This window comes from Stenotrophomonas maltophilia (assembly GCF_003970865.1).
In the GTDB taxonomy this organism is placed as follows: domain Bacteria; phylum Pseudomonadota; class Gammaproteobacteria; order Xanthomonadales; family Xanthomonadaceae; genus Stenotrophomonas; species Stenotrophomonas maltophilia_AR.
The window spans coordinates 24,960-49,430 of the sequence record NZ_RXLZ01000029.1; the positions used below are offsets into that span (position 1 = coordinate 24,960).

Annotated in this window: 21 protein-coding genes; 14 read left to right on the forward strand and 7 right to left on the reverse strand. The window is 64.4% G+C overall.

Annotated elements, in window-relative coordinates; all coding sequences use genetic code 11:
- Positions 1-90: 90 nt before the first annotated feature.
- Positions 91-594: a hypothetical protein gene (locus EKL94_RS11330; protein ID WP_126929185.1), complete on the forward strand. Its 504-nt coding sequence runs from the start codon at positions 91-93 to the stop codon at positions 592-594.
- Positions 595-666: 72 nt separating this feature from the next.
- On the opposite strand, the gene EKL94_RS11335 is transcribed toward EKL94_RS11330, so the two are convergent.
- Together EKL94_RS11335 and EKL94_RS11340 are read right to left on the reverse strand one after the other, a co-directional pair.
- Positions 667-1,056: a DUF488 domain-containing protein gene (locus EKL94_RS11335; RefSeq protein ID WP_126929186.1), complete on the reverse strand. Its 390-nt coding sequence runs from the start codon at positions 1,054-1,056 to the stop codon at positions 667-669.
- A 118-nt stretch (positions 1,057-1,174) separates the two neighbouring features.
- Positions 1,175-2,431 (reverse strand): 6-phosphofructokinase, encoded by a 1,257-nt coding sequence (locus tag EKL94_RS11340; RefSeq protein WP_126929187.1) that lies wholly within the window; start codon positions 2,429-2,431, stop codon positions 1,175-1,177.
- A gap of 136 nt (positions 2,432-2,567) precedes the next feature.
- On the opposite strand from EKL94_RS11340, the gene EKL94_RS11345 reads away from it, so the two are divergent.
- The 3 genes from EKL94_RS11345 to EKL94_RS11355 all read left to right on the forward strand — a co-directional run bounded on the left by EKL94_RS11345 (position 2,568) and on the right by EKL94_RS11355 (position 5,399).
- Complete coding sequence (locus EKL94_RS11345) at positions 2,568-3,131, forward strand: adenylate kinase (RefSeq protein WP_032128385.1); 564 nt, start codon at positions 2,568-2,570, stop codon at positions 3,129-3,131.
- A 328-nt stretch (positions 3,132-3,459) separates the two neighbouring features.
- Complete coding sequence (mpl, locus tag EKL94_RS11350) at positions 3,460-4,824, forward strand: UDP-N-acetylmuramate:L-alanyl-gamma-D-glutamyl-meso-diaminopimelate ligase (RefSeq protein ID WP_126929188.1); 1,365 nt, start codon at positions 3,460-3,462, stop codon at positions 4,822-4,824.
- Positions 4,821-5,399 carry an LON peptidase substrate-binding domain-containing protein gene (locus tag EKL94_RS11355; protein ID WP_010484006.1) on the forward strand — a complete coding sequence of 193 codons (579 nt, stop codon included), beginning with the start codon at positions 4,821-4,823 and terminating at the stop codon, positions 5,397-5,399. The genes mpl and EKL94_RS11355 overlap by 4 nt, the downstream gene beginning before the upstream one ends.
- A 150-nt stretch (positions 5,400-5,549) precedes the next feature.
- On the opposite strand, the gene EKL94_RS11360 is transcribed toward EKL94_RS11355, so the two are convergent.
- Positions 5,550-7,547 carry a bifunctional DedA family/phosphatase PAP2 family protein gene (locus EKL94_RS11360; protein ID WP_126929189.1) on the reverse strand — a complete coding sequence of 666 codons (1,998 nt, stop codon included), beginning with the start codon at positions 7,545-7,547 and terminating at the stop codon, positions 5,550-5,552.
- 85 nt (positions 7,548-7,632) lie between these two features.
- Here EKL94_RS11360 and EKL94_RS11365 point away from each other — a divergent pair, with 85 nt between their 5' ends.
- The 5 genes from EKL94_RS11365 to EKL94_RS11385 all read left to right on the forward strand — a co-directional run bounded on the left by EKL94_RS11365 (position 7,633) and on the right by EKL94_RS11385 (position 15,763).
- On the forward strand, positions 7,633-8,295 hold the full coding sequence (locus EKL94_RS11365; protein WP_126929190.1) for a serine/threonine-protein kinase: 663 nt from the start codon (positions 7,633-7,635) through the stop codon (positions 8,293-8,295).
- Positions 8,292-8,798 (forward strand): DUF2867 domain-containing protein, encoded by a 507-nt coding sequence (locus tag EKL94_RS11370; RefSeq protein WP_126929191.1) that lies wholly within the window; start codon positions 8,292-8,294, stop codon positions 8,796-8,798. Before EKL94_RS11365 ends, EKL94_RS11370 begins: the two co-directional genes overlap by 4 nt.
- A 183-nt stretch (positions 8,799-8,981) precedes the next feature.
- Positions 8,982-14,240 (forward strand): RHS repeat domain-containing protein, encoded by a 5,259-nt coding sequence (locus tag EKL94_RS11375; protein ID WP_126929192.1) that lies wholly within the window; start codon positions 8,982-8,984, stop codon positions 14,238-14,240.
- 14 nt (positions 14,241-14,254) lie between these two features.
- Complete coding sequence (locus EKL94_RS11380) at positions 14,255-14,659, forward strand: RHS repeat domain-containing protein (protein ID WP_260473418.1); 405 nt, start codon at positions 14,255-14,257, stop codon at positions 14,657-14,659.
- Between the two features lie 597 nt (positions 14,660-15,256).
- On the forward strand, positions 15,257-15,763 hold the full coding sequence (locus EKL94_RS11385) for a hypothetical protein (RefSeq protein WP_126929194.1): 507 nt from the start codon (positions 15,257-15,259) through the stop codon (positions 15,761-15,763).
- A 141-nt stretch (positions 15,764-15,904) separates the two neighbouring features.
- Here the strand turns inward: EKL94_RS11385 and EKL94_RS11390 are convergent, their stop codons facing one another.
- Complete coding sequence (locus tag EKL94_RS11390; protein ID WP_126929195.1) at positions 15,905-16,588, reverse strand: hypothetical protein; 684 nt, start codon at positions 16,586-16,588, stop codon at positions 15,905-15,907.
- A 108-nt stretch (positions 16,589-16,696) separates the two neighbouring features.
- On the opposite strand from EKL94_RS11390, the gene EKL94_RS11395 reads away from it, so the two are divergent.
- The 3 genes from EKL94_RS11395 to EKL94_RS11405 all read left to right on the forward strand — a co-directional run bounded on the left by EKL94_RS11395 (position 16,697) and on the right by EKL94_RS11405 (position 19,584).
- The gene (locus EKL94_RS11395; protein ID WP_071228178.1) at positions 16,697-17,515 is read left to right on the forward strand and encodes an SDR family oxidoreductase; all 819 of its coding nucleotides are present in this window, start codon (positions 16,697-16,699) and stop codon (positions 17,513-17,515) included.
- Positions 17,516-17,608: 93 nt separating this feature from the next.
- Positions 17,609-18,601: a YiiG family protein gene (locus EKL94_RS11400; RefSeq protein ID WP_126929196.1), complete on the forward strand. Its 993-nt coding sequence runs from the start codon at positions 17,609-17,611 to the stop codon at positions 18,599-18,601.
- Between the two features lie 17 nt (positions 18,602-18,618).
- On the forward strand, positions 18,619-19,584 hold the full coding sequence (locus tag EKL94_RS11405; protein WP_126929197.1) for a YiiG family protein: 966 nt from the start codon (positions 18,619-18,621) through the stop codon (positions 19,582-19,584).
- A gap of 65 nt (positions 19,585-19,649) precedes the next feature.
- Here EKL94_RS11405 and EKL94_RS11410 read toward each other — a convergent pair whose 3' ends face one another.
- A complete protein-coding gene (locus EKL94_RS11410; protein ID WP_054172451.1) occupies positions 19,650-20,522 on the reverse strand; it encodes an ion transporter in 873 nt (290 codons plus the stop codon).
- Between the two features lie 63 nt (positions 20,523-20,585).
- Here EKL94_RS11410 and EKL94_RS11415 point away from each other — a divergent pair, with 63 nt between their 5' ends.
- Entirely contained in the window at positions 20,586-21,812 is a 1,227-nt protein-coding gene (locus EKL94_RS11415; protein ID WP_126929198.1) for an acetylornithine transaminase, read from the forward strand.
- Positions 21,813-21,865: 53 nt separating this feature from the next.
- Here the strand turns inward: EKL94_RS11415 and EKL94_RS11420 are convergent, their stop codons facing one another.
- Positions 21,866-22,468, reverse strand: a complete 603-nt coding sequence (locus EKL94_RS11420) for an HAD-IA family hydrolase (RefSeq protein WP_126929199.1) — start codon at positions 22,466-22,468, stop codon at positions 21,866-21,868.
- 123 nt (positions 22,469-22,591) lie between these two features.
- Here EKL94_RS11420 and azu point away from each other — a divergent pair, with 123 nt between their 5' ends.
- Entirely contained in the window at positions 22,592-23,041 is a 450-nt protein-coding gene (gene azu / locus EKL94_RS11425; protein ID WP_126929200.1) for an azurin, read from the forward strand.
- Between the two features lie 135 nt (positions 23,042-23,176).
- Here azu and hemL read toward each other — a convergent pair whose 3' ends face one another.
- Positions 23,177-24,466: a glutamate-1-semialdehyde 2,1-aminomutase gene (gene hemL / locus EKL94_RS11430; protein ID WP_126929201.1), complete on the reverse strand. Its 1,290-nt coding sequence runs from the start codon at positions 24,464-24,466 to the stop codon at positions 23,177-23,179.
- Between the last annotated feature and the right edge of the window lie 5 nt (positions 24,467-24,471).

Below are 24,471 nucleotides of genomic sequence, written 5' to 3' on the forward strand. Positions count from 1 at the left end.
GTCCAAGGGCATGATTCGAGAGCCGCAGGCCTTTGCACCCCGTTAAGCCAGCCTCTGCAAGCCTGCGCACAGTCCCGTAGGAGATCCCCCATGCGCCTGTCCCTGTTGATGCTTGCCGCCCTGGTCCCGGTCGTACCGGCACTCGCCGCGGAAACGCCGGAGCTGCAGCGCGCCGTGGGTGCCCCCCAGGCAGTGGGCGCGGTGCACACTCTGCGCCAGATTCCCGAGGCCTGCGCGCGCCTGGAAGGTGCATTCACCGGGCAGGCGGCCGAGCCGTATCGCTTCGCACCGGTGCGGACCAGCGAGCAGTGCCAGCCGCGCGCGCGCTTTGTCGACTATGCCAAGGCGCAGCCAAGTGCCGACAAGGGCTGGAAGCTCAATGATGTGATCCGCGTGCCCAACGCAGCATGCCCGGCACAGCAGGCCGTGGTGCGCGTGTGGCGCCTGCCGTCGACCAACAAGGTCGAGCTGGACGGTCAGGGCCAGTCGCGCATCTATCTGGAGGAAGCGAAGAAGCAGGCCGCTGCCGGCCAGATTCCGCAGGTGACGATGTTCGCCGCGCAGCTGCAGATGGAAGGCAAGGCCTGCAATTGAAATTGCGTGGGCGGTGTACCCAAGCGGTCATCCACGGGTAGTGCCGGCCGCTGGCCGGCAACCCTGCAATCATCACTCCGCCAGCGTCGCCCCGCGCGCCACCAGAAGCTCTCGCAGGGCCCTGCGATGGCAATGCGCTTCATCCTCGCAGTAGCACCCCACGCTGATGTCGCTGTGCTGTGACATCGCGGCCAGCAGGTCCAGCGCGTGGGCCGCATCTGGCGCCTTCATCTCGGCCTTGTAGTGGCGGAAGAATGCATTCCAGTCGGCGGCCGTCTTCGCCTCATGCGCCTGCTTCACCAGTTCCGCACTGGGTGACAGGGTCGGAAACCAGACGTCGTACCAGTCCTGCCGGGCGAACTCGCTGCGCGGCACGCCGCGTGGCGGGCGCCGCACGGTACCGATGCGCAGCCCCTCGCTGGGAGCGCGCGGTGTACCCAGTCGAACAACACGCAGTGCCATGGTGTGCCTCCACTAAAAGGGGACGGAGGGGATTAAGTCGTATCCGACCCACTGCTGACGCTGTTGGAGATGACGGAGGGGCAGATGCGACTTAATCCCCTCCGTCCCCTTTTTTGGCTCAGCCTTCGAAGGCCGGCAGCTTCTGCTTCACCGCCACGTTCTTCAGGGTGACGTACTTGGGCAGGCCATCGGTGCCATACGGCAGCGGGGCTTCGCCCTTGATCAGCGGTGACAGGTAGGCCCGCGCCTTGGCGGTGATGCCGAAGCCGTCGCGGCGGATGAAGCCGGCCGGCATCTTCTTTTCATGGTTGGCGATCTTCGACAGTGGCGCCGCTTCGATCTTCCAGCGGTAGGGCGCATCGCTGCCGCGCACGATCACCGGCATCACACCGTTCTGGCCCTTCAGCGCCAGCTGCACGGCAGCCTTGCCGACCGCCTGCGCCTGCTCCCAGTCGGTCTTGCTGGCCAGGTGACGAGCCGAGCGCTGAAGGTAATCGGGCAGCGCCCAATGGACCTTCAGGCCCAGCTGGTTCTTGACCCGGCCGGCCAGGTGCGCAGCCACGCCGCCCAGCTGCGAGTGACCGAACGAGTCCTTGCCGCCGCCTGCGTCGGCAACGAAGCGGCCATCGGCGGTAGCGATGCCTTCCGAGGCCACCACCACGCAGTAGCCGACGCGGTCGACCACGGCCTTCACCTTGGCCAGGAACGCCGCCTCGTCATAGGCGCGTTCGGGCAGCAGGATGATGTGGGGTGCTTCGTCATCGCCGTTGCCGGCAAGGCCGGCGGCCGCAGCCAGCCAGCCGGCGTGGCGGCCCATGGCCTCGTAGATGAAGACGCGGGTGGAGGTCTCGGCCATCGCCGCGACGTCCAGCGCCGCTTCGCGCACCGAGACCGCGGTGTACTTGGCCGCCGAGCCGAAGCCGGGGCAGGTGTCGGTCACCGCCAGGTCGTTGTCGATGGTCTTGGGCACGCCGATGCAGGTCAGGTCGTAGCCGGAGGCCTTGGCCAGCTGCGAGACCTTCAGCGCGGTGTCTGCCGAGTCGTTGCCGCCGTTGTAGAGGAACCAGCGCACGTCATGCGCGCGCAGCACTTCCAGCAGGCGGTCGTAGCGGGCGCGGTCGGCGTCCAGCGATTTCAGCTTGACCCGGCACGAGCCGAAGGCACCGCCCGGGGTATGGGCCAGGGCGCGGATCGCGGCGGCACTCTCCTTGCTGGTGTCGATCAGCTCCTCGCGCAGGGCGCCGAGGATGCCGTTGCGGGCGGCCAGGACCTTGATGCCTTTGGCTCGCGCCTGCTCGATCACCGCTGCGGCCGTGGCATTGATGACCGCGGTGACACCGCCGGACTGGGCGTAGAGGAGAGTACCGTTGCGCATGCTTCTACCTGCTCGGGGGAGGGGACATTGCAGGGACATTACCCGGATGCGGTAAAGTGGCGCTATTGCGGTGCAGCGATACCGGTCCGTCCGGGACGCGAACCTTCTTTGTTTTCAACACGTTGGAGTCAGGTCAATGCGATTGGTTCTGTTGGGACCGCCCGGTTCGGGCAAGGGGACACAGGCGACGCGCCTGAAGGAAAAGCTGGGGATCGCCCACATTTCGACCGGTGACATGCTGCGCGCGGAAATCGCCGCCGGCACGGAGCTGGGCAAGCAGGCCAAGACGGTGATGGATGCCGGCAACCTGGTGTCGGACGACATCCTGCTGGGCATGCTCGAGTCGCGCCTGACCCAGGCCGATGTCGCCAAGGGCTTCATCCTCGATGGCTACCCGCGCAATGTGGCCCAGGCCAATGCGATGGACGGCCTGCTGGCCAAGATCGGCCAGCCGCTGGATGCCGTGGTGCAGCTGGACGTGGCCACCGAGCTGCTGGTCGAGCGCATCGCCGGTCGTGCCAAGGAGCAGGGCCGCGCCGACGACACGCCGGAAGCGGTGCGCCAGCGCCTGCAGGTCTACAACGACCAGACTGCCCCGGTGGTCGACTTCTACGCCGGCCGCGGCACCCTGGCCCGCGTCGACGGCGTCGGCGAGCTGGACGAGATCGAAGCCCGCATCCTGGCGGCGATCAAGGGTTGATCCTGCAGGGCCGGTGCACTGCCGGCCCTTCGGGCGCAAAAAACACAGGCCTGGTCCGCGAGGACCAGGCCTGTGTCGTTTGATAGGCGCCAGCAGAGGGCTTGCTCAGGGCCCCGCAGCATGAGCTCCCTTGGGGATGGCCTCTTGGGGAGTAGGACCGGTTCGGGTACTGCGGCTGGCAGTTCGAATTGTGTCCGGGTTCACAGAACATCGCTATCGGGATTTCCCTGACAGATGATTGGAGTTTTCTCACATCCTGTGTAGGACTTGTCTTACCCCGGATCGGACATTGGCCCTATACAGCCGTCATCGGTCACAATCCTCGGTCATGAGCAGCGTACATATCCTTGCAATCGCCGGCACCTTCATGGGCGGCGTGGCCGCCCTGGCGCGGGAACTGGGCCATACGGTCAGCGGCAGCGACCAGGCCATCTACCCGCCGATGTCGACCCAGCTCGAGCAGCTGGGCATCACCCTGGACCAGGGCTACCGCGCCGACAGCGTGCCAGCCGGCACCGACGACGTGGTGATCGGCAACGCACTCTCGCGCGGCAATGCCGCCGTTGAGGCCGTGCTCGACGCCGGCCAGCGCTACATTTCCGGTGCCCAGTGGCTGTCCGAACAGGTGCTGCCGGGCCGCGACACGCTGGCCGTGGCCGGTACCCACGGCAAGACCACCACCACCACCATCCTCACCTGGCTGCTGGAAAGCGCCGGTCGTTCGCCCGGTTTCCTGATCGGCGGCGTCGCCGAGGATTTCGGCGTCTCCGCCCGCCTGGGCCAGGGCCGCGAGTTCGTGGTCGAGGCCGACGAGTACGACACCGCGTTCTTCGACAAGCGCAGCAAGTTCGTGCACTACCGGCCGCTGGTGGCCATCCTCAACAACCTTGAATACGACCACGCCGACATCTTCCCCGACGTGGCCGCGATCCAGCGCCAGTTCCACCATCTGGTGCGCACGGTGCCGGCGCGTGGCCGGCTGATCGTCAACGGCGAGGATCAGCATCTGGCCGAGGTGCTGGCGATGGGCTGCTGGACCCCGGTCGAGCGCTTTGGATTCGATCCGTCGCTGGAATGGCATGCCGAGCTGCTGGCCGCCGATGGCAGCGCCTTCCGCGTGCATCACCGCGGGCAGGCAATGGGCGACGTGCAGTGGTCGTTGCTGGGCCGCCACAACGTGCTCAACGGCCTGGCCGCACTGGCCGCCGCACATGCGGTGGGTGTGGCACCGGCCGATGTGATTCCTGCGCTGGCGCGCTTCCGCAGCGTCAAGCGCCGCATGGAAGTGATCGGCCGCCATGACGACATCACCATCTACGACGATTTCGCCCATCACCCGACTGCGATCGCCACCACGCTGGAAGGGCTGCGCGCCAAGGTGGGCGATGCGCGCATCGTGGTCGCGATGGAGCCGCGCAGCAATTCGATGCGGCTGGGCGCACACGCGCAGGCGCTGGCACCCTCGCTGGCGCTGGCCGATGAAGTGGTATTCCTGCATCGTCCGGAACTGGCCTGGGATGCTGCGGCGGTGATCGCCGCGGTGCGTGGCGAAGCGCACGCGGTGCCCGATACCGACGCATTGCTGGCGCAATTGCAGGCCAGCGCGCGCAGTGGCGACCACGTGGTGTTCATGTCCAACGGTGGCTTCGACGGCGCACCGCGCCGCTTCCTTGCCGCGCTGCAGGCCCGATGAGCGTCGACGGTTCGCTGCCGCTGTTTCCGCTGCACACCACACTGGTGCCGGGTGCGGCGGTGGGCCTGCGCGTGTTCGAGCGCCGCTATCTGGATCTGGTCCGCGACAGCGGCCGCAGTGGCGAGGGCTTTGGTGTCTGCCTGATCCTCGACGGCCAGGAAGTGGGAGCCCCGGCGACACCGGCAGCGTATGGCGTGCAGGTGCGCATCGAAGACTTCGATGTCGGCGCCGACGGCGTGCTGCAGCTGCGCCTGCGCGGCACCCGCCGCTTCCATGTCGAGCGCACCCGCGTACGCGACAACGGCCTGGTGGTGGCGGACGTGCGATGGTGCGATGAAGACCCGGACGATGAGCTACGGCCGCAGCATGCGCTGCTGGCCACGGTGCTGGGGCACATCATCGAACAGGCCGGCGAGGCCTATGCGCCGGCCAACCCGGCGCTGCTGGACCAGGCCAGCTGGGTCGGCTGGCGGTTGGCCGAGTTGTTGCCGCTGAGCGAGCAGCAGCGCCTGCAGCTGCTGCAGATGGATGACCCGCACCAGCGACTGCAGCAGTTGCTGGGCTGGATGCCGTAGCCGCCTGCCTCGGGTGGGTGTGCACCTTGGTGCACACGCTGGTGCATGCGGGGAATGTCATCCACGCATGGCGTGGATCTACTCCGCCGGACATGGTTCGGCGCTACCTGTCCGTGTTCCGGCAGCGCCGGGTCATGCCCGGCGGCCTCCTCAGGGCGTGGTGGTCTTCAACCGCAGCACCGGCAGCCCGGTTTCGCTGTGCACGTCCTCACGTTGCGGCAGGTCCTGCACGGCGTCCTTCACCGCGTTCAACGCCGGGTCGACGCCACGCAGCGGGTGCCACATGCCGATCCATTCGAAGTGGCGCTCGTAACGCAGGGTCTGTGCACTGCCCAGCCACAGCGGCGTGTTGCCCGGCTGCAGCTGCGCGGGTGCCGGCCACAGGCGCAGCACGTAGCGCTCATCCGGCTTTGCACCCTGGCGCACCATCAGCAGTGCTTCCACGCGGGTGTCCAACGTTGCCGGCAGCACCGGCAGTTCGTCGGCGCCGGTGTTCTTGTCCAGCATCAGCAGCGCCTGCTGCCAGCCGGCCTGTTCCTGCCGCTTCCAGCCGCGTGCTTCCAGCTGTGCCTGCAGTGGCGCCAGCGGCCCGGCCACCTGCACGTCCAGCGGCCAGCGCTGGTCGTCGTCGAACTCGTTGCGGCGTGCCGGCAGCGTCACCCAGTCGTGCTGCCACCAGGTCTGCATGTCCATCGCCTGCGGGGCCGGCAGGGTCGGTTCGAAGCGTTCCAGCTTCACCGGGATGTTACGCGGCGCATAGCACATGGCCGCCACCGCGAAGACGCCGTAGAACAGCCAGGCCACCGGCTTCACCCAGAACGAGCGGTTGAAGCGGCGGCGGTAGGCGATGCCCAGCACCAGCAGCCAGAACGTGCCGAACAGCATGCCGCCGATCACGTCGCTCAGCCAATGCGCGCCCAGGTACAGGCGCGAGAAGCCGATCAGGCTGACCACGATGCCCGACACCAGATAGGGCCAGACGCGGGTGCGGCCGGGCATCTCGCGGGCAATCAGTACCGCGAAGAAGCCGAAGGTGATGGTGGCCATGGTCACCGACACCGAGGGGAAGCCGAAGCCGCTGCTGGCGTCGACCGGGCGCACCACATCCACGGTGGCACCGAGCAGCATGGTCAGGGCCAGGCCGAAGGCAAGCGCGGCCAGCCAGTGCGCGGCCGCCATCCAGCGCCGGCGCCAGATCAGGTAGCCCATCGCCGCCGCGGTGGCCGGCAGCAGTACCTGCCAGGCGCCCAGTGATGCCAGCGCCGCCATCGGGTAATCGGCCAGCGGATTGCGCAGCGCCAGCATGGCCTGGTGCACCAGCAGGTCGATCGCCAGCGGCTCGCCGTGTGCGACCACCACGGTCAGCAACGCGAACCAGCCCCAGCCCAGTACCAGCAGCATCAACGCCAGCATTGCCAACGGCACCGATTCACGGCGCTTGGGATCGAGCACGCCGACGGTATAGCGGCCCAGCGTCGGGTGGCGGTTGGACCAGTCCAGCAGGCGTGCCAGCCAGTTGTCCATGCGCGCGGCCGACCAGCGGTAGCCGTACAGCACGATGGCCCAGACCAGGCCAAGGATCACCGCCAGCAGGCCGACCACCACCACCAGTCGCCCGGCCACGGCGGCCACCGCGTCATACGCCTCACCGAGAATCCAGCCGGGGGCCAGGAACAGTACGGCCCAGGAGATGCTGGCGATGCCGCTGGCCTGCACGTAGCGGCTGGCCGGCATCTTCATCATGCCGGCGATGGCCGGCACGAACGGGCGGATCGCGCCGACATAGCGTGCGATCAGGATGCTTTTGAAGGCGTTGCGGCGGAACAGGTTCTCGCCGCGGTCGAGCAGCTGCGGGTAGCGGCTGAACGGCCACACGCCACGCAGGCGGTCGCCCCAGCGGCGGCCGATCCAGTAACTGATGCCGTCACCGGCGAACGCGCCCAGGGCCGCTGCCGCCACCGCATATGGCCCGGAGATCTGGCCCAGGCCGATGAACACGCCCACCGCAAACAGCAACGGCAGCGCCGGCACGATGGCGCCAAGAATGATCACCGCATCGCAGAAGGCGATGAGGAAGATAACGGCGCCCGCCAACACGGGGTGAGCGGCAATCCACGCGAGCGTGGCGTCGATCCATGAAGAGTCCATTGCTCGATTATAGGGGCGTGAAGGTGACTGGTTCCCAGCCGCTTCGTGACCGTTTGCAACCAGTGCCATCGCCTAGAATGGGTCCATGCCGCATACGCCTGATGCTCCACCGCATGCCTTGAAGGCCGACAGCTTCGGCCGGATCCTCCTTGTGAAAGGGCCCGATGGTCCTTTTGTGCGCCGTGATCTGGGCGCCACGCCGCTGTGGTTGCGGCTGCCTGCGTGGTGGCTGGCCCGCCGCGAAGCCCGCGCGCTGCAGCACATCCATGGCATGGCCGATGTGCCGCAGCTGCTGGCCTGGAATGGCCATCACCTGGACCGCAGCTTCATGGCCGGCGACGCCATGTACCAGCGCCCACCGCGTGGCGACCTGGCCTGGTTCCGCGCCGCGCGCCGGCTGCTGCAGCAGCTGCATCGGAACGGCGTGGCTCACAACGATCTGGCCAAGGAAGCCAACTGGCTGGTCACCGAAGATGGGCGACCGGCGCTGATCGACTTCCAGCTGGCGGTGATCGGCAACCCGCGCTCGCGCTGGATGCGCCTGCTGGCCCGCGAGGACCTGCGCCATCTGCTCAAGCACAAGCGCATGTACTGCCGTGAATCGCTTACGCCGGTGGAGAAGCGGTTGCTCAAGCGCACCTCGTGGGTGCGCGAACTGTGGTTCGCCACCGGCAAGCCGGTCTACCGCTTCGTCACCCGCCGCATCCTGCATTGGGAAGACAACGAAGGGCAGGGGCCGAAGCCGTGAGCCGTACGCAGGTGGTGAGCGGCCCGCCGAGCGTGGGTAGCGTCCTGCGCCCAGAGCTGGCTGGCGCCGACTTCGTGCACGCCTGCCAGGCGACGACCCGTCGCGATGGGCGCTCGGCCCTGCAGGCCTATCGCGATATGGCGGCGACCATTCCCGGCTGGCTCGATGGGCTGATGGCGCTGCGCAACCACGGCATGCGCCTACTCGGCATGAAGCACCTGGGCTCGTTGCGGGCGGTGCAGATTGTTGAAGATCCTCAACCCGGCCAGCGGCTGGGCATCTTCACCCTGCAGTCGCTGGATGACGATGCCATCGTGCTGGAAGACGACGACCGCCACCTGCGTGTGCAGCTGGCCCTGCAGTGGCAGGGTGATGTGCTGGAAGTGGCGACGGTGGTGCATACGCATAACGCGTTCGGGCGCGCGTACATGCTGCCGGTTGCACCCGTGCATCGGTTGATCGTGCCGCATCTGTTGAAAAAGCAGGTGCAGGCGTACCGGTAGATCCACGCCATGCGTGGATGCTGTTCGCAATTCAATGATTGCGCATTGACGCCAGATAATTGGCGCTGAGAACATCTTTCGTCTGCTCGTGATACTCACCTAGAATCGAGAGCGAGAGAGTCGCATGGAAGCGTCGTCGCGCCGCCCTGGCGCGGGTTCGCATGCGGACGCGAGGGGAATGCTGTGAGTCGATTTTCTACTTGGCAGTGCCGCGCAGTTGCGATACTGGTGCTGTGTGTGGGTGCGGGAACGGTCTCGGCGGTCCAGCCGTATCAGGAGTATCGCAAGCTCATCGAGTCCGCACAGAATCTGACCGCGCTGAAGGACGATCTCTTTGGTGAGAGTGTCAGCCTCTACAACGGCAAGACCGAATTTGCCGTGACCGATGTCAGCCTTCCCGGCAACAACGCACTGCCTGTGCAGATGCGGCGTCGCTTCAGCGTCGAGATGGATCTGGTGGGGGCTGGAAGCTTCAACGCCAACATCGAGGGAGTTGGTGGTTGGGAGGTGGACGTTCCCTACATTGTGGCGATGCTGCCGGGAGCCAATTCATGGGCCAATGACCGCTGTAGTGTAAATATGGTTCCGCGCGGTCCCATTACCTTCCGCCTCAACGAAGTCTGGCAAGGAAACGTCGTGCACGTGCCTGAGGGCGGCGATCGGACGATGCTGGGAATCTGGCAGAACCAGCCAGTGCCGAGTGATGGCATTGCCCGGAAGTGGACCACGTCGCAACGGGACGCGATCGATTGCATACCGATGAAGTCAGGTCTGGCTGGTGAAGGATACCGGGTCAAGACCACTGCAGGGGTGAGCTATTTCTTCGATGCTGCGTTCAGTCGTTACGGTGGGACGCTGGTGAAATCCGGCGGTCTGGGTGACCGCAGCCAGATCGCACGCATGCGGATGTATCTGATGGCAAGCCGCGTGGAGGATCGTTCCGGTAACTGGGTGCAGTACCAGTACAACGGCAATGGGCATCCTGTACGTATCTGGTCCAGCGATGGGCGCGAGATATCACTTTCCTATAATGGCTCGCTGTTGGCCTCTGTGACGGCAGCGGGGCGCACGTGGACTTATGCCTATGGGCAGGTTGAAGGGCAGAACCGCCTCAATCATGTCGCGCTGCCGGATGGAAGTGCATGGCGCTACTCGTATTCGAGTGCGTTGAAGGCGTTCGATGATATCGCATGGGACGGCAACAGCCGCCCCGATTGCCTCGAACAGCCGCCGCCGCGCGATGGCCGGCTGATCATGACCATCCAGCATCCCTCTGGTGCGACAGGGGAGTTCAGCTTCTCCAATGGGCGCCAGTACCGAAGCGGTCTGCACGCAAGCGAGTGTGTCCGGCGAATCTCCAACTCGCAGTACTACTACGAAGTCGCTATGCCCTACTTCTTCGATGTTGTCTCGCTTTACTCGAAGAAGATCTGGGGGCCAGGGCTGTCGAAAACCCTCCATTGGCAATATGGCTATGGGGATGGATTCGAGGCGCTCTGGGGCGGGGCCGGAGGGCCGGCAATCTATCCGTGCACGAACTGCAAGCAGGAAAAGCAGGTTGCTGTAGTTAATCCTGACGGAACCCGCACGCTCTATCGCTATGGCTCGCAGTACGCACTCAATGAGGGCCGCCTGCTGGGCAGCAGCGTAGTTGATGCGACCGGAAGAACACTCAGAACATCGACATCGGTTTACATGTCGAGCGATGAAGCCAAGAGTCAACCGTTTGTTCCGCTGTATGGAATCATCTACAGCGGTGACGAGCCCAGTACAGCCCAAGTGCGTCCAGTGGTGGCCGAAGCCATTCAGCAGGACGGCGTCCACTATCAGACCAGCATATTGTCCTTCGACGACCTGGCTCGCCCGTTGCGTGTCAACAGTTCCAGTCCTTTGGGAAACAGGACCGACGCGACCCAGTACGCGGACGACCGCAACAGGTGGATACTGGGGGCGACGGCGAAGATCACCAACGAGAACACTGGCGTGGTGGTTGAACAAACGGCGTTTGATGGTCTGATGCGGCCGGCCGAAGTGCGCTCCTATGGGGCTCTGAAGCAGATACTGACCTACAACGCGGACGGAACTATTGCCACGGTTGCCGATGGTCGCGGCAACCGCACCACGCTTTCCGGCTGGAAGCGCGGCACGCCACAGCAGATCCAGTTTGCCGATGGCGCTACACAGTCGGCGGTGGTGGACGATAACGGCTGGGTCGCCAGCGTCACCGATGAAAATGGTGCGGCTACCCAGTACAGCTACGATGCAATGGGGCGCGTCGCAGCCATTGATTGGCCAGCAGGTGATAGCGTTGCCTGGGCGCGTACGACGCAGCAGTTTGCTCCCATCAATGGTGATGAGTACGGTATTGCAGCAGGTCACTGGAGACAGGTCGTTGCGACCGGGAACTCGCGCCGCAATGTCTTCTTCGACGCCTTCTGGCGACCGCTGCTGACGGAGGAATATGACGATTCCGCCCGTAGCACCACCCAGCGCTATCAGCGGTTCGCCTATGACGAAGCGGGAAGGCAGGTGTTCGCTTCGCACGTTGGTGGATCCGCGTCACTGAGCACGGGTACCTGGACGGGCTACGATGCGCTGGGGAGGCAAACCTCGGTTTCGGTAGACGGTGAGACAGGGATTCTGACCTCCCTGACCAGCTATCTGAACGGTGGTGGTTTGAAGGTGGTTGACCCGAAGGGCAACGCCACGGTGACCACATTCCAGGCCTTCGGTGCACCCTCGACAGAGGCTCCGGTATCGATCACCCACCCTACAGGCACCTTTACCGAAATCGGGCGCGACATCTTCGGCAAGCCGCGCTCGATCGCGCGCCGCAGCCAGGACAGCAGCACCAAAATTGTCCGCAGCTACGTGTATGACGGTAATCAGCAGCTGTGCAAGAGCATTGAGCCGGAAACCGGTGCGACGGTCATGGGTTATGACGCAGCAGGCAATCTCGCGTGGAGTGCGGCAGGCCTGGATCTACCCAGTACCACTGCTTGCGATTCCGGGGCGGCGAGCGTGGCGGCGCGTAAGGTCGTGCGTGGGTATGATGCTCGCAATCGGCTGTCGACGTTGGGTTTCCCTGACAAGAATGGCAACCAGAGCTGGATCTATACCAAGGACGGAAGACCCGCGACCGTGACCACCATCAACGATGGTGGGGCCACTCAGTCGATCAACACCTTTACGTATAACAAGCGTGGTCTGTTGACGGCGGAAACATCCAGTGACAGCACGCTTGGCATACAGGCGCTCGGGTATGCCTACGACACCAATGGTGCCTTGTCCGCACTTACCTATCCGAGCGGTCGCTTCGTTGACTATGCACCCAACGCATTTGGCCAGCCCACCAAGGCGGGTAGCTTTGCATCCAGCGTCACCTACTATCCCAATGGCGGCATGAAGCAGTTCACCTATGGCAATGGCATCGTCCACACGATGGCTCAGAACCAGCGGCAGCTGCCCACCCGCGTCACCGACAGCAAGGGAGCCCTCGATAGCACATACGAGTATGACGCGAACGGCAATGTCGCTCGTATTGTCGACAATCTGGACGCCAAGCGGACCCGGACCATGGCATACGATGGCCTGGACCGATTGATCCAGGTTACGTCGCCGTCCTTCGGGGGCGACGGTGTCTATCGCTACACCTACGATGCTGTGGATAATCTGCGCTCGGCCAAGTTGGCTGGCGTCAAGGACCATGTCTACTGGTATGACGCCAAGAATCGATTGACCAATGTACAGAATAGTGGAGGTGCAACCACACTTGGCCTGAGCTACGACGTGCAAGGCAATCTGTCCAATCGTAGCGGCGTAGCCTACAGCTTCGACTTCGGCAATCGTCTGCGAACCGTGGCCAGTGCCGAGCGCTATCGCTACGACGCTCACGGTCGACGCATTCTATCCACGGGGCTTGGTGAAAACTCGAACATCCGTTCGTTGTATGGCAATGATGGCGTGTTGCGTCGCCAGGAGAATGCCAGGGAAGGCCGCAATACCGAGTACATTCACCTCAACGGCAGCTTGATTGCTCAGGCTATCCAGATTGTGGCGCCGACTACACCGGTGCTGACCGCACCCGTCTTCAGCAGCAATGGTACCTATGCATTGCAATGGACAGCGGTATCCTATGCTACGCGCTATGAACTGCGTGAACAGGGCGGTTCGGGGGCTTGGGCTACTGCCTACACCGGTGTGGACCGCAGTTGGAATGTATCGGCGAAAGCAGAGGGGACCTTTGGCTACGCCGTTAGGGCCTGTCAGCAGAACAGTTGCAGTGGCTGGTCTGCTACGGCCAGCGTGGTGGTGCAGCGTGCTCCCACGGGAAAGGCCGTGGCCTCGGTGCCGGCAACTGCCTTCAACGGGAGCTATGTGGTGAGTTGGACGGAGGTGGCCGGCGCCGCCACCTATCGCTTGCAGGAGCGCGTTGGTTCGGGGGCTTGGCAGAGTGTGCAGGAAAGCGCTGTACGTAACCGTGCAGTTTCAGGTAAGGCGGCCGGCAGTTATGGTTACCGCGTCTATGGTTGCAATCCGGCTGGATGCGGTCCTGAATCAGCCATCGCTTCGACCACGGTGATCTATCCACCCGCTGCGGCTACATCAATCACTGTTCCGGCACAAAGCCTCAATGGCAGCTACACGATTTCATGGGGCAGCGTTGCAGGCGCAGCCCGCTATTCGCTTGAGGAGAACGTCAATGGCAGCGCATGGAAAGCCGTGGCTTCGGTCAGCAGTACAAGCCAGGCGTTCAGTGGCAAGGGGACCGGAAGCTATGGATATCGGGTTCGCGCGGGCAACGATGCTGGCTGGGGCGTCTACTCGGCTTCCGCTGTCGTTTCTGTAATCCGACCGCCGGCCTCTCCCGTGATCAGCGCGCCAGCAGCGACGGCATCAGGTACTGCCGTGGTGAGTTGGAGTGCTGTTTCCATGGCAATCAACTACATGCTTGAAGAGCGTATCAACAGTGGCGCTTGGTCACTGGTCCAGAACGATGGATCGACACAGTCGAATCGCAGCGGTCTTGGCTATGGGGTCTACGGCTACAGGGTCAAGGCCTGCAATGTCTCGGGTTGCAGCGGGTACTCTGCGGTTGCCAGCATCAACTCCACACCGCCGCCGGCGACCCCGAAGATTACCCACTCGCTGCAGACCACGTGGCGACTCAAGCGTCTACGACAACAGCGTTGTGAGGTTACATGGACCGCCAGCGCGGGCGCAGCCAGCTATCAGTTGCAAGTGCCTGGCGGTATGAAGCAGTACGACGGTCCCGCGACCGAAGTGTCGTCCAACGTCTCCTCATCAGCCTATTGCGCGCCTTCGCATGTCGTGCGGGCCTGCAACGCGAGTGGATGTTCTGCGTGGTCTGACCCGCCGTACGCACAGCCCATCTACGACCTGGGCGATCTGGATGAAGACGGCGGCGGGGTGCCGCGGTGATGAGGCGCAATGGAATGAAGATATTTGCTTCGTGTTTTATGTGGCTTGGCCTGATCCTGAGCGGACAAGTCGCTGCGCAGGAAATCATCCAGTACGTGCATACCGATGCGCTGGGCTCCCCAGTTGCCATTTCCGATGCGAGCGGCGCGATCATCGAGCGCACTGTGTACGAGCCCTATGGTGCGGTCGTAGGTGACGCGAAGGGAGACCTTCCGGGGTTCACAGGGCATGTGTCGGACTCGGCGACAGGGCTGACGTACATGCAGCAGCGGTACTATGATCCGTTGATCGGGATATTCCTATCGACAGATCCGGTCGACGTGGGCTTGAACAACGGGGCGCTGTTTAACCGATACATGTATTCGGCGTTGAATCCCTATACTTTCTTTGATCCAGATGGTCGCTGTACTGGGTCTTGAATCACGAATAGCGATGGTACATGTAAGAGTACAGGTGGGAGTACGACGGTCACTGGGCCTGCATCATCTGAATCGCCGATTCCGAGGGCGCCATCCTCAGGTTCATCTCCGGGCGTAGCATCTGGAGGAGAATCAAATTCCAGCTGGCAGGAGATGAAATCGCGTCTTGGCTTGTCGGGAGATCTGACAAAGAATGGAAACATCTTTGATATCGGCGCCCTCTTCCATGATATCGCGATACCTGCAATGTACTCGCGAGGTGGTGGAGGGCTGGCTTCTGCTCCTGTTGCAATTCCAATGCTTGCTCGATTCAACTTTGCGGTACGAACAGGGCATGTATTTAGAAGCGTCACGGGACATGTAAACCCCGGCACACTGTGCTTCACAGATGAGATTTGTTGGCCTTTTTCAGCGTGTTAGCTCAAACCCAGCGAACCTAAGGGTGGATGCCGTTGTCGCGCGGCTAATGACGCAAGTTGCAGCCTCGGTCGGCGTCAGTACGTACACTCAGACGATGAGAGGAGGGGCGCAGGTTTGGGTTCATGTGCGGAACGGTGAGATAGTCAATGCAGGCGTTAATGTCGCCGGAAAGGTGAGATGATGATTGATTCTGATGAATTGGCTGATGTGGCGAAAACTATTGCTTGGTATAAGAGCAATTTCTTCGAAGGTTGTGAAGAGGGCTTTGTTGCAGACTTTATGGTTTTTTGTTGGCAGGCGGTTGATCCCGGTCGCGTCGCTTTCCTGGATTTGGATGACGAAACTGTAGATGCATGCGCCAATATGCTCTCTGAGCTGAAGCTCTTTGTTGATGAGAAACGCGGGAAATGGGGGGTTTCTGCTTTCTGGAGGCGCTACATCGATTGGGCGGATTACGCCATAGATTTTCCGCTTGATGAGTGCAGGCGATTCATGCGAGAGACTGTTGGTTATCTTGAGCCCTCATTTTTCGTATTTACGGCCACCGGTGGTGCCGAGATGAGGTCCGAGGCAATGGCGATTTTTGCCGAGTACTCACAGTCCGGCAAGGCGCGGGCTACCTATGTTAGATCGGTAATTGAAAGCCGGTTGGCGACTGAATCATTCTATCGACGATCCCTTTGATTCTCTCCGTCGCGAAATACGAGGCACTGCCGCTCTGGTCGTCGTTCGGCTTTTGGTCAGGGGAAAGCCAATATCCATGGTCCGCTCGGTCGATGTCGCCGGGCATGGCCCGGCGACCACAGCATCGCGACGCTCAACGCCTTACGGCGTCGCCGGCACCACCTGCTGGCCAATGAAGTTGCGCTTGGCGTCGAAGTCGTAGGCGATCTGCAACTGCCCCACATCCGGGCAGGCGTGGCAGTCGCGCAGCGGTGTGCGGTACAGCAGGCGGATGCCGCCGTTCTCCAACGGCGAGGCGCCGGCCGACTGCGCCGGTGCGAACGGCGTGGCTTGCGGGTTGGCCTTCAGCAGCTCCTGCACAGTGGGGTCGGCACGCAGGGTGTCGTCCAACTGCACGGCATCCACATCGATGCGCTTGCCGCTGGCATCGACCAGGCGGGTGCCCTCATTGGTGTTGGCGCGGAACGGATACTCGACCGTGGCAATGCCCAGTCCTTCGTTCTCGTGCCATGCGGTCACATAGGCCAGCTCGCCGCCGGTGGACAACTGCTCGGCGGCAGTGATGGCCTCGGCACTGGCGCCGCCGGCGCGCATCGCGTCGCGAAGGCAATCCCGGGTGGCCGCATTCTCCCCCTGGCGGCAGGCGTTGAGGTCGCCATCCCAGACCACCGCCTCGCTCCAGCGCATCTTGCCGTCGGCGGCGGCCTTCTCCGCACTGGGCGCGTCACCGGCGGGCGGCTCCTTTCCGGGTTCCGGCGAACGGCCCTGGCAGGCGGTCAGCAGGACAAGCCCCAGGGCAGGCAGCAACAGGCGGGAACGGCGCATGGCGTGGACCTCGTGCGTTGTCTGGAGGCCCGAGTATCGTCAAGGGCGGGTGAACTCCGCGTCGGCGCGGCATACTAGCGGCTCATTGCATACGCTGGAGTGTGGAACGTGGGCAGTCTGCAGGGCAAAACCCTTTTCATCACCGGTGCCTCGCGTGGCATCGGCCTGGCCATCGCACTGCGCGCTGCGCGCGACGGCGCCAATGTGGCCATTGCGGCCAAGTCGTCGGTGCCGAATCCGAAGCTGCCGGGCACCATCCATACCGCAGCCGAAGCGGTAACAGCCGCGGGCGGCCAGGGCCTGGCCCTGAAGTGCGACATCCGCGAGGAAGAGCAGGTGCAGGCGGCGGTGGCGGCCACGGTCGATACCTTCGGTGGCATCGACATCCTGATCAACAACGCCAGCGCGATCTGGTTGCGCGGCACGCTGGATACGCCGATGAAGCGTTTCGACCTGATGCAGCAGGTCAATTCGCGCGGCAGCTTCCTGTGCGCGCAGGCCTGCCTGCCGTACCTGCTGCAGGCGCCGAACCCGCACATCCTGACCCTGGCGCCGCCGCCGAGCCTGGAGCCGAAGTGGTGGGCACCGCACACCGGCTACACGCTGGCGAAGATGGGCATGAGCTTCGTCACCCTGGGCCTGGCTGCGGAATTCGGTCCGCAGGGCGTAGCAGTGAATGCGCTGTGGCCGCGTACGGTCATCGCCACCGATGCGATCAACATGATTCCGGGCGTGGATGCGGCCGGCTGCCGCACGCCGCAGATCATGGCCGATGCCGCGCATGCGGTGCTGGTGCGCGAAGCGGCAGGCTTCCACGGCCAGTTCCTGATCGACGATGAAGTGCTGGCGCAGGCCGGTATCACCGATCTTTCGGGCTACGCGGTGGATCCGTCGCGTCCGTTGTTGCCGGATCTGTTCCTGGATTGATCGCGCGTCGCCGGAAGAGGCCGAGGGCTGCGACCCTCGGCCTGCTGCGCTAGAATGCGCGGCTGTAATCGTTTTCAACAGGGATGTGAACTCATGTCACGCACTCTTTCCGTGGCGGCGTTGGCCGCTTCGCTGTCGTTGATCCTGACCGCCTGCGGTGGCAAGGCACCCGCCGCTGCGGGCGACGCCGCTGCCTCCGGCACGCCGGACGCCAGCGCGGCGCCGTCCGACACACAGCAGCAGTTGACCGCCAAGCTCAACGCCTACATCGGCTGCTTCAACGCGCTGGATTCGAAAACCCACGGCAGCATCCAGTCCTACACGCGCTGGATCAAGGATGTCGACGCCGGTCCGAGCGGGCGCGAGACGCACGTGTACGGACCGTTCGAGATCAGCAACTACGACATGAAGCAGTGCGACGCCCCAGTGACCGAGGCGATCGCTGCCAAGCCGGCGCTGGCCGATCTCGATGCTGCTGCAGGCCACTACCAGCAGGCGCTGAAGGCGCTGGTGCCGGTCAGCAAGGACGCGCACGACTACTACGATCGCCAGGACTACGAGGACGATCAGTTTGCCAAGGGCAAGCAGCTGCACGCGCCCTTGATGGCCGCCTTCAAGGATTTCGTGGCTGCCAGCGAAACGTTCAATGCCGAGCTGGAGCGCCAGAACGACGCTGCCCAGCGCGAGCAGCTCAAGGCGCTGGAACAGGCCGAGGGGCGCACGCGCGAGTACTACCGTCTGGCGATGATGCTGGAAGCCAAGGCCATCATGGATCTGATGAGCGAGGACGATTTCGATCAGGCCAAGGCCCGCGAACGCCTGGATGCCTTCAACCGCATTTCCGATGAAGCGCACGCCAAGGTTGCCGACCAGGAACCGGGCAAGTCGGACTGGGAAGGCTTCGAACGTGGGGCCGAGAATTTCCGGCGCGAAGGCAAGGAGCGGCTGCAGCGCGTCAGCGAGAAAAAGCCCTACACCGATTTCGAACGACGCATGCTTGATTCGCCCTCGATGGCGCCGCGCGGTTCGGCCAGCAAGCTGATGCAGGAATACAACACGCTCGTTTTCCAGAGCAACCGCCAGTGACCGGCGTGCCAGCACCCATGCGAGAGATCATGACGACGTCCTGTCTGCGTATCGCGCCGCTGCTGCTGATCGGCGCTGTGGCTGGCCTGAGCGGCTGCAGCAAATCGGCAGGGCTATCGGTGGCCGACCCCAGCCTGGAGAAGGTGAACGCCTACATCGAGTGCTACAACGGCGTTGAACAGCCCATCCACGAGGGCTTCCAGGCCTACACCGGCTGGATGAAGGACCCCGAAGCCGGCCCGACCGGCAAGGAAGCGCAGCCGCGTTCGCCTGGAAAGGTGCTGTCGCACCGCGTCGAGTACTGCGGCCAGCCACTGACCGACGCGCTGGCGAAGACCCCGGCACTGCCGATGGATGGCCCCGCGCGTGACTATCAGCAGGCCTTCCAGGCATTGAACACCCTGGTCGAGCGCGCCGATGGTTACTTCACCCGCGAGGACTATCGTCGTGATGGCGGTGACGGGATGCGCAGCCAGCATGCCCCGCTGATGCAGGCCTATGCTGATTTCTTCAAGGCCAGCGAAGCGATGGATGAGGCGCTGGAAAAGAACGAGAACGATCGCCGTGCCGCGCAGCTGAAGCAGATCGAGGAGAGCGAAGGGCGCTCGCTGGCCTACTACCACCTTCGCCTGCTGGGCGATGGCAAGCAACTGGCCACGGCGTTCCAGGACGACGCGCCGGACGTTGCGGCGCTGCGCGTGCAGCTGGCTGACTATCAGGCACTGGTGACGGAAATCCAGAACGGCGGTGTCGGCAAGGGCGACCCGATGTGGGGCCACGTGCAGCGTTCGGCGGACAAGCTGGTGCGTACCGCGGGACGCGGCGTCGAGCGCCTGGAGCAGCACAAGCCGATCACCGCCGAGGCGCTGGCGGCAGAGCGGAAGGCGTCGGGCAGTTGGCTCACCACCGACCCGGAAGGGGCGCAGTCTACGATCCTCGCCGCGTACAACGATCTGGTGACCACCAGCAACCGCATGCGGTGAGCAACGGCACACGCATCCATGCGTAACCGCAGAGGGGTAGTGCCGGCCACTGGCCGGCATGAGCCTCAATGGTTGAACGCATCCGGCAGCTTGCCACCGCACTTGCGGCAGTGCAGTGCATCCGGTTCATGGCCTTCCAGCCCACAGTCCGGGCAGCCACGCGCATCGCGGCGTGCGGCCTGCTCGGCTTCACGCATGGTGCTGGCCAGTTCGGCGGTGTAGATGCCGGTGGGCACGGCGATGATGCTGTAGCCGATCAGGATCAGCACCGACGTGACGAAGCGGCCGAGCACGGTCTGCGGCACGATGTCACCGAAGCCGACCGTGGCCATGGTCACCACCGCCCAGTACATGCTGGCCGGGATATTGGTGAAGCCGTGTTCGGGGCCCTCGATCACGTACATCAGCGCACCGGCGATGATGGTGATGGTGATCACCGTGAACAGGAACACCAGCACCTTGCGCCGGCTGCGCCACAGTGACGTCATCAGGACGCCGCTTTCCTCGATGTAGCGGGTCAGCTTGAGGATGCGGAATACGCGCAGGATGCGCAGCGCGCGCACCACCAGCAGGCTCTGCGCGCCGGGGATGAACATCGACAGGTAGGCGGGCAGGATCGACAGCAGGTCGATGATGCCCCAGATACTCACCGCGTAACGCAGGGGGCGCTTGACCACCGCCAGCCGCAGCAGGTACTCGGCGGTGAAGATGATCGTGAAGCCCCATTCCAGGATGTACAGGCCGGTGGACCATTCGGCATGCAGGTGCTGCACGCTGTCGATCATCACCACCAGGATGCTGGCGACGATCGCCACCACCAGGATCAGGTCGAAATTGCGCGAAGGCCGGGTGTCATGGCGGTAGATGATGTCGAACCACCGACGGCGCCAGCCGGTCTCGGTGGCGGGGTTCAGCTGGGGGGCGGAAAACGGTCGCATGGGCGCATTGTGCCGCAGGGGTTCCGGCGCGAGAATGGGGATTCCTGAACCCTGCCGACTGCCATGACCGCCGCTACCGATCCGCTGATCTCCCTTTCGCACTATTACCTGCCGGTCTACAAGCCCCGCCAGGTGGTACTGGAACGAGGCCAGGGCGCCCGCGTGTGGGACAGCCAGGGCCGTGAGTTCATCGACCTGGCCGCCGGCATCGCCGTGTGCGGCCTGGGCCACAACGACCCGGACCTGGTCGCCGCGCTGGTCGAACAGGCCGGCAAGCTCTGGCACACCAGCAACGTGTTCTACAGCGCACCGCCGCTGCACCTGGCCGAGGAACTGGTGAAGGCCAGTCGCTTCGCCGAGCGCGTGTTCCTGTGCAACTCCGGCGCCGAAGCCAACGAAGTGGCGATCAAGATGGTCCGCAAGTGGGCCTCCAGCCAGGGCCGCCCGGCCGACAAGCGGGTGATCATCACCTTCCGTGGCAGCTTCCACGGTCGCACCATGGGCGCGGTGACCGCTACCGCCCAGCCGAAGTACCAGGAAGGCTACGAGCCGCTGCCGGGGGGCTTCCGCTACATCGATTTCAACGACGAAGTGCAACTGGAAACCGCGATGGCCGCCGGTGACGTGGCGGCGGTGATGCTCGAGCCGATCCAGGGCGAGGGCGGCGTGATGCCGGCCAAGTCCGGTTTCCTCAAGCGCGTGCGCGAACTGTGCGACCAGCACAACGCACTGCTGGTGCTGGACGAGATCCAGGCCGGCATGGGCCGCACCGGCACGCTGTTCGCGCACTGGCAGGACGACGTGGTGCCGGACATGGTCACCCTGGCCAAAGCACTTGGTGGCGGCTTCCCGATCGGCGCGATGCTGGCTGGCCCGAAGGTGGCCGAAACCATGCAGTTCGGTGCGCACGGCACCACCTTCGGTGGCAACCCGCTGGCGGCTGCGGTGGCCCGCGTGGCACTGCGCAAGCTGGCCTCGGCGGAGATCGCCGCCAATGTCAGCCGCCAGTCGAAGGCGCTGCGTGATGGCTTCGCCCGCATCAACGACGAGTTTGGTGTGTTCAGCGACGTGCGTGGTCGTGGCCTGATGTTGGGCGCGGTGTTGAGCAAGGACTTCGCCGGCCAGGCCGGTGCGATCCTCGACCACGCCGCCGGGCAGGGCCTGCTGACCCTGCAGGCCGGCCCGGACGTGCTGCGCTTCGTGCCGTCGCTGAACATCACTGACGAAGAAGTGGCCGAAGGCCTGAAGCGCCTGCGCGCAGCGATTGCTGCGTTCATCGCAGCGCGCTGACGCCATGGTGCTGGGGTCGGATCCCTCTCCCGCGGAGAGGGCTCTGACCCCGATCAGCTCACCGCGTAACGCTTCAACACCTTGCCCAATCCCCGGCCATCGCGCACGGTTTCCGCGTGCAGGCCGGCGGCGCGTGCGCCGCGCACATTGGCAAACAGGTCATCGACGAACAACGTTCGCGCAGGCGCCACGCCCAGCGCTTCCAGCGTGCGCAGGAAGACTTCCGGCACCGGCTTGCGCAGGCCGAAATCCGCGCTGCAGAACACGCGCTCCCGCAGGGCCGGGAACAGTTCCGGCAGCAGGTTGGGCAAGGCCTGCTGCATCAGCGCGCCGTTGTTGGTCAGCACTGCCATCGGTAACTGCAGGGCCTGCAGTCGCTGCAACACCGCAGCCTGCGGATGGCTGGCGGCCCGCCGCGCCGCGGTCCAAGTAGCCACATCGACAGTCGTGCCCAGAAGCTCCCCCAGCTGCGCCAGGTAGGCCGGGCCATCCAGCGTGCCATTGTCATGCGCCGCTTCCAGTCCGCTGTCATACAGCGCGGCCTGTACGGCCTGCGTCGGAACCTGCAGTGCCTGGGCCAGGTGCAGCACGCGCTGCGCGCGCTGGTACTGCACCAGCACGCCATCCACATCCAGCAGCAACAGATCGATCCGCATCGGCCGAGCATGCCATTGCAGTGAACTCTCGGGAAACCCTGGAGCAGCCATGCGACAGACGGTCGCAGACGCGGCCACAGGGGGCTGCCTAGAATGGCGCTTGAATCCGCAGGAGATGCAACGATGAAGGCTTGGATGGTGGCAGTGGGACTGGGCGCGCTGATGCTGGCGCCGTCGGCGATGGCGCGGGTCTGTGCGGTGAGCATCGACAGCACCGACCAGATGAGCTTCAGCAGCCGCGAGATCAAGGTTGCCGCCGACTGCACCGCCGTGGACCTGACCCTGCGCCACACCGGCAAGCTGGCCACTACCGCGATGGGCCACAATTGGGTGCTGACCCGCACCGCCGACTACCAGCCGGTGGCGATGGCGGGCATGCGCATGACCCTGGCCGACAGCTACCTGCCGAAGGCCGACAAGCGCGTGCTGGCGCACACCAAGGTGATCGGCGGCGGCGAGACCACGCGAGTGCGCTTCTCCACCCAGGGCCTGCAGAAGGGCGGTGACTACACCTTCTTCTGCTCGTTCCCCGGCCACTTCGCGATGATGAAGGGCAAGTTCGTCTTCGGGTGAGTGCAGCCACGCATGGCGTGGCTCTACCAGTAGATCCACGCCATGCGTGGATGGGCCGCGGCAGTAGATCCACGCCATGCGTGGATACGGTGCAAGGCAGTGCCAACCAAGGTTGGCACCCACCATGAGCAGGCCTCAGCCCTTGGCGGCCTTGAACGCCACGCGTGCAGCTGCCAGCGTCGCCTCGATCACGGCATCGTTGTGCGCGCTGGACAGGAAGCCGGCCTCGTACGCCGACGGTGCCAGGAACACGCCCTGGTCCAGCATTGCGTGGAAGAAACGGTTGAACGCCGGAATGTCACAGGCGGTGGCCTGCGCATAGGTCTCCACCTTCTCACTGGTGAAGAACAGCCCGAACATCGCACCCACGCAGGTGGTGGTCACGGCCACGCCGGCTTCGGAGGCGGCCGCTTCCAGGCCGGCACACAGGCGCGCGGTGCGCTCGGCGAGGTCGGCATGGAAACCTGGCTGCTGGATCAGTTCCAGCATCGCCAGGCCGGCGGCCATTGCCACCGGATTGCCACTCAGCGTGCCGGCCTGGTAGATCGGGCCGGCCGGTGCGATCTGCTGCATCAGCTCGCGGCGACCACCGTAGGCACCCACCGGCATGCCACCGCCGATGATCTTGCCGAAGGTGGTCAGGTCCGGGGTGATGCCGTAGTGCGCCTGCGCACCGCCGAGGGCAACGCGGAAGCCGGTCATCACTTCGTCGAAGATCAGCAGCGCGCCGTGCTTCGTGCACAGTTCGCGCAGGTGCTGCAGGTAACCCTCGCGCGGCGGGATGCAGTTGGCGTTGCCGACCACCGGTTCGATGATCAGGCCGGCGATGTCGTCACCCTGTTCCTCGAACAGCGCAGTGGCGGCCTCGAAGTCGTTGTAGGGCAGGGTCAGGGTCAGTTCGCTCAGCCCGGCCGGGACACCCGGCGAAGTCGGCACGCCCAGGGTCAGCATGCCGCTGCCGGCCTTGACCAGGAACGAGTCGCCGTGGCCGTGGTAGCAGCCTTCGAACTTCACGATGCGGTTGCGGCCGGTGGCGCCACGCGCCAGGCGGATCGCCGACAGCGTAGCTTCGGTACCGGAGTTGACCATGCGCACCATCTCGCACGATGGCACCAGGCGGGTAATGGTCTCGGCCATGGTCACTTCGGCCGCGCACGGCGCGCCGAACGACAGGCCGTTGTCGATGGCCTTCTTCACCGCCTGGCGCACGGCCGTGTGGTTGTGGCCGACGATCATCGGGCCCCAGGAACCGACATAGTCGATGTAGCGGTTGCCGTCGACGTCGTACAGGTAGGCGCCGTCGGCGCGTTCGACGAAGAACGGCTCGCCGCCGACCGACTTGAACGCGCGCACCGGCGAATTGACGCCGCCCGGCAGCAGCTGCTGGGCGCGGGAGAACAGGGCGTGGGACTGGTCGTGGTTCATGCGGA

Bases quoted from the DNA above. Each gene is read 5' to 3' on its own strand.
- EKL94_RS11330 (WP_126929185.1), top strand. From the start codon at position 91: ATGCGCCTGTCCCTGTTGATGCTTGCCGCCCTGGTCCCGGTCGTACCG.
- EKL94_RS11335 (WP_126929186.1), bottom strand. From the start codon at position 1,056: ATGGCACTGCGTGTTGTTCGACTGGGTACACCGCGCGCTCCCAGCGAG.
- EKL94_RS11340 (WP_126929187.1), bottom strand. From the start codon at position 2,431: ATGCGCAACGGTACTCTCCTCTACGCCCAGTCCGGCGGTGTCACCGCG.
- EKL94_RS11345 (WP_032128385.1), top strand. From the start codon at position 2,568: ATGCGATTGGTTCTGTTGGGACCGCCCGGTTCGGGCAAGGGGACACAG.
- mpl (WP_126929188.1), top strand. From the start codon at position 3,460: ATGAGCAGCGTACATATCCTTGCAATCGCCGGCACCTTCATGGGCGGC.
- EKL94_RS11355 (WP_010484006.1), top strand. From the start codon at position 4,821: ATGAGCGTCGACGGTTCGCTGCCGCTGTTTCCGCTGCACACCACACTG.
- EKL94_RS11360 (WP_126929189.1), bottom strand. From the start codon at position 7,547: ATGGACTCTTCATGGATCGACGCCACGCTCGCGTGGATTGCCGCTCAC.
- EKL94_RS11365 (WP_126929190.1), top strand. From the start codon at position 7,633: ATGCCGCATACGCCTGATGCTCCACCGCATGCCTTGAAGGCCGACAGC.
- EKL94_RS11380 (WP_260473418.1), top strand. From the start codon at position 14,255: ATGAAGATATTTGCTTCGTGTTTTATGTGGCTTGGCCTGATCCTGAGC.
- EKL94_RS11385 (WP_126929194.1), top strand. From the start codon at position 15,257: ATGATGATTGATTCTGATGAATTGGCTGATGTGGCGAAAACTATTGCT.
- EKL94_RS11390 (WP_126929195.1), bottom strand. From the start codon at position 16,588: ATGCGCCGTTCCCGCCTGTTGCTGCCTGCCCTGGGGCTTGTCCTGCTG.
- EKL94_RS11400 (WP_126929196.1), top strand. From the start codon at position 17,609: ATGTCACGCACTCTTTCCGTGGCGGCGTTGGCCGCTTCGCTGTCGTTG.
- EKL94_RS11405 (WP_126929197.1), top strand. From the start codon at position 18,619: ATGCGAGAGATCATGACGACGTCCTGTCTGCGTATCGCGCCGCTGCTG.
- EKL94_RS11410 (WP_054172451.1), bottom strand. From the start codon at position 20,522: ATGCGACCGTTTTCCGCCCCCCAGCTGAACCCCGCCACCGAGACCGGC.
- EKL94_RS11415 (WP_126929198.1), top strand. From the start codon at position 20,586: ATGACCGCCGCTACCGATCCGCTGATCTCCCTTTCGCACTATTACCTG.
- EKL94_RS11420 (WP_126929199.1), bottom strand. From the start codon at position 22,468: ATGCGGATCGATCTGTTGCTGCTGGATGTGGATGGCGTGCTGGTGCAG.
- azu (WP_126929200.1), top strand. From the start codon at position 22,592: ATGAAGGCTTGGATGGTGGCAGTGGGACTGGGCGCGCTGATGCTGGCG.
- hemL (WP_126929201.1), bottom strand. From the start codon at position 24,466: ATGAACCACGACCAGTCCCACGCCCTGTTCTCCCGCGCCCAGCAGCTG.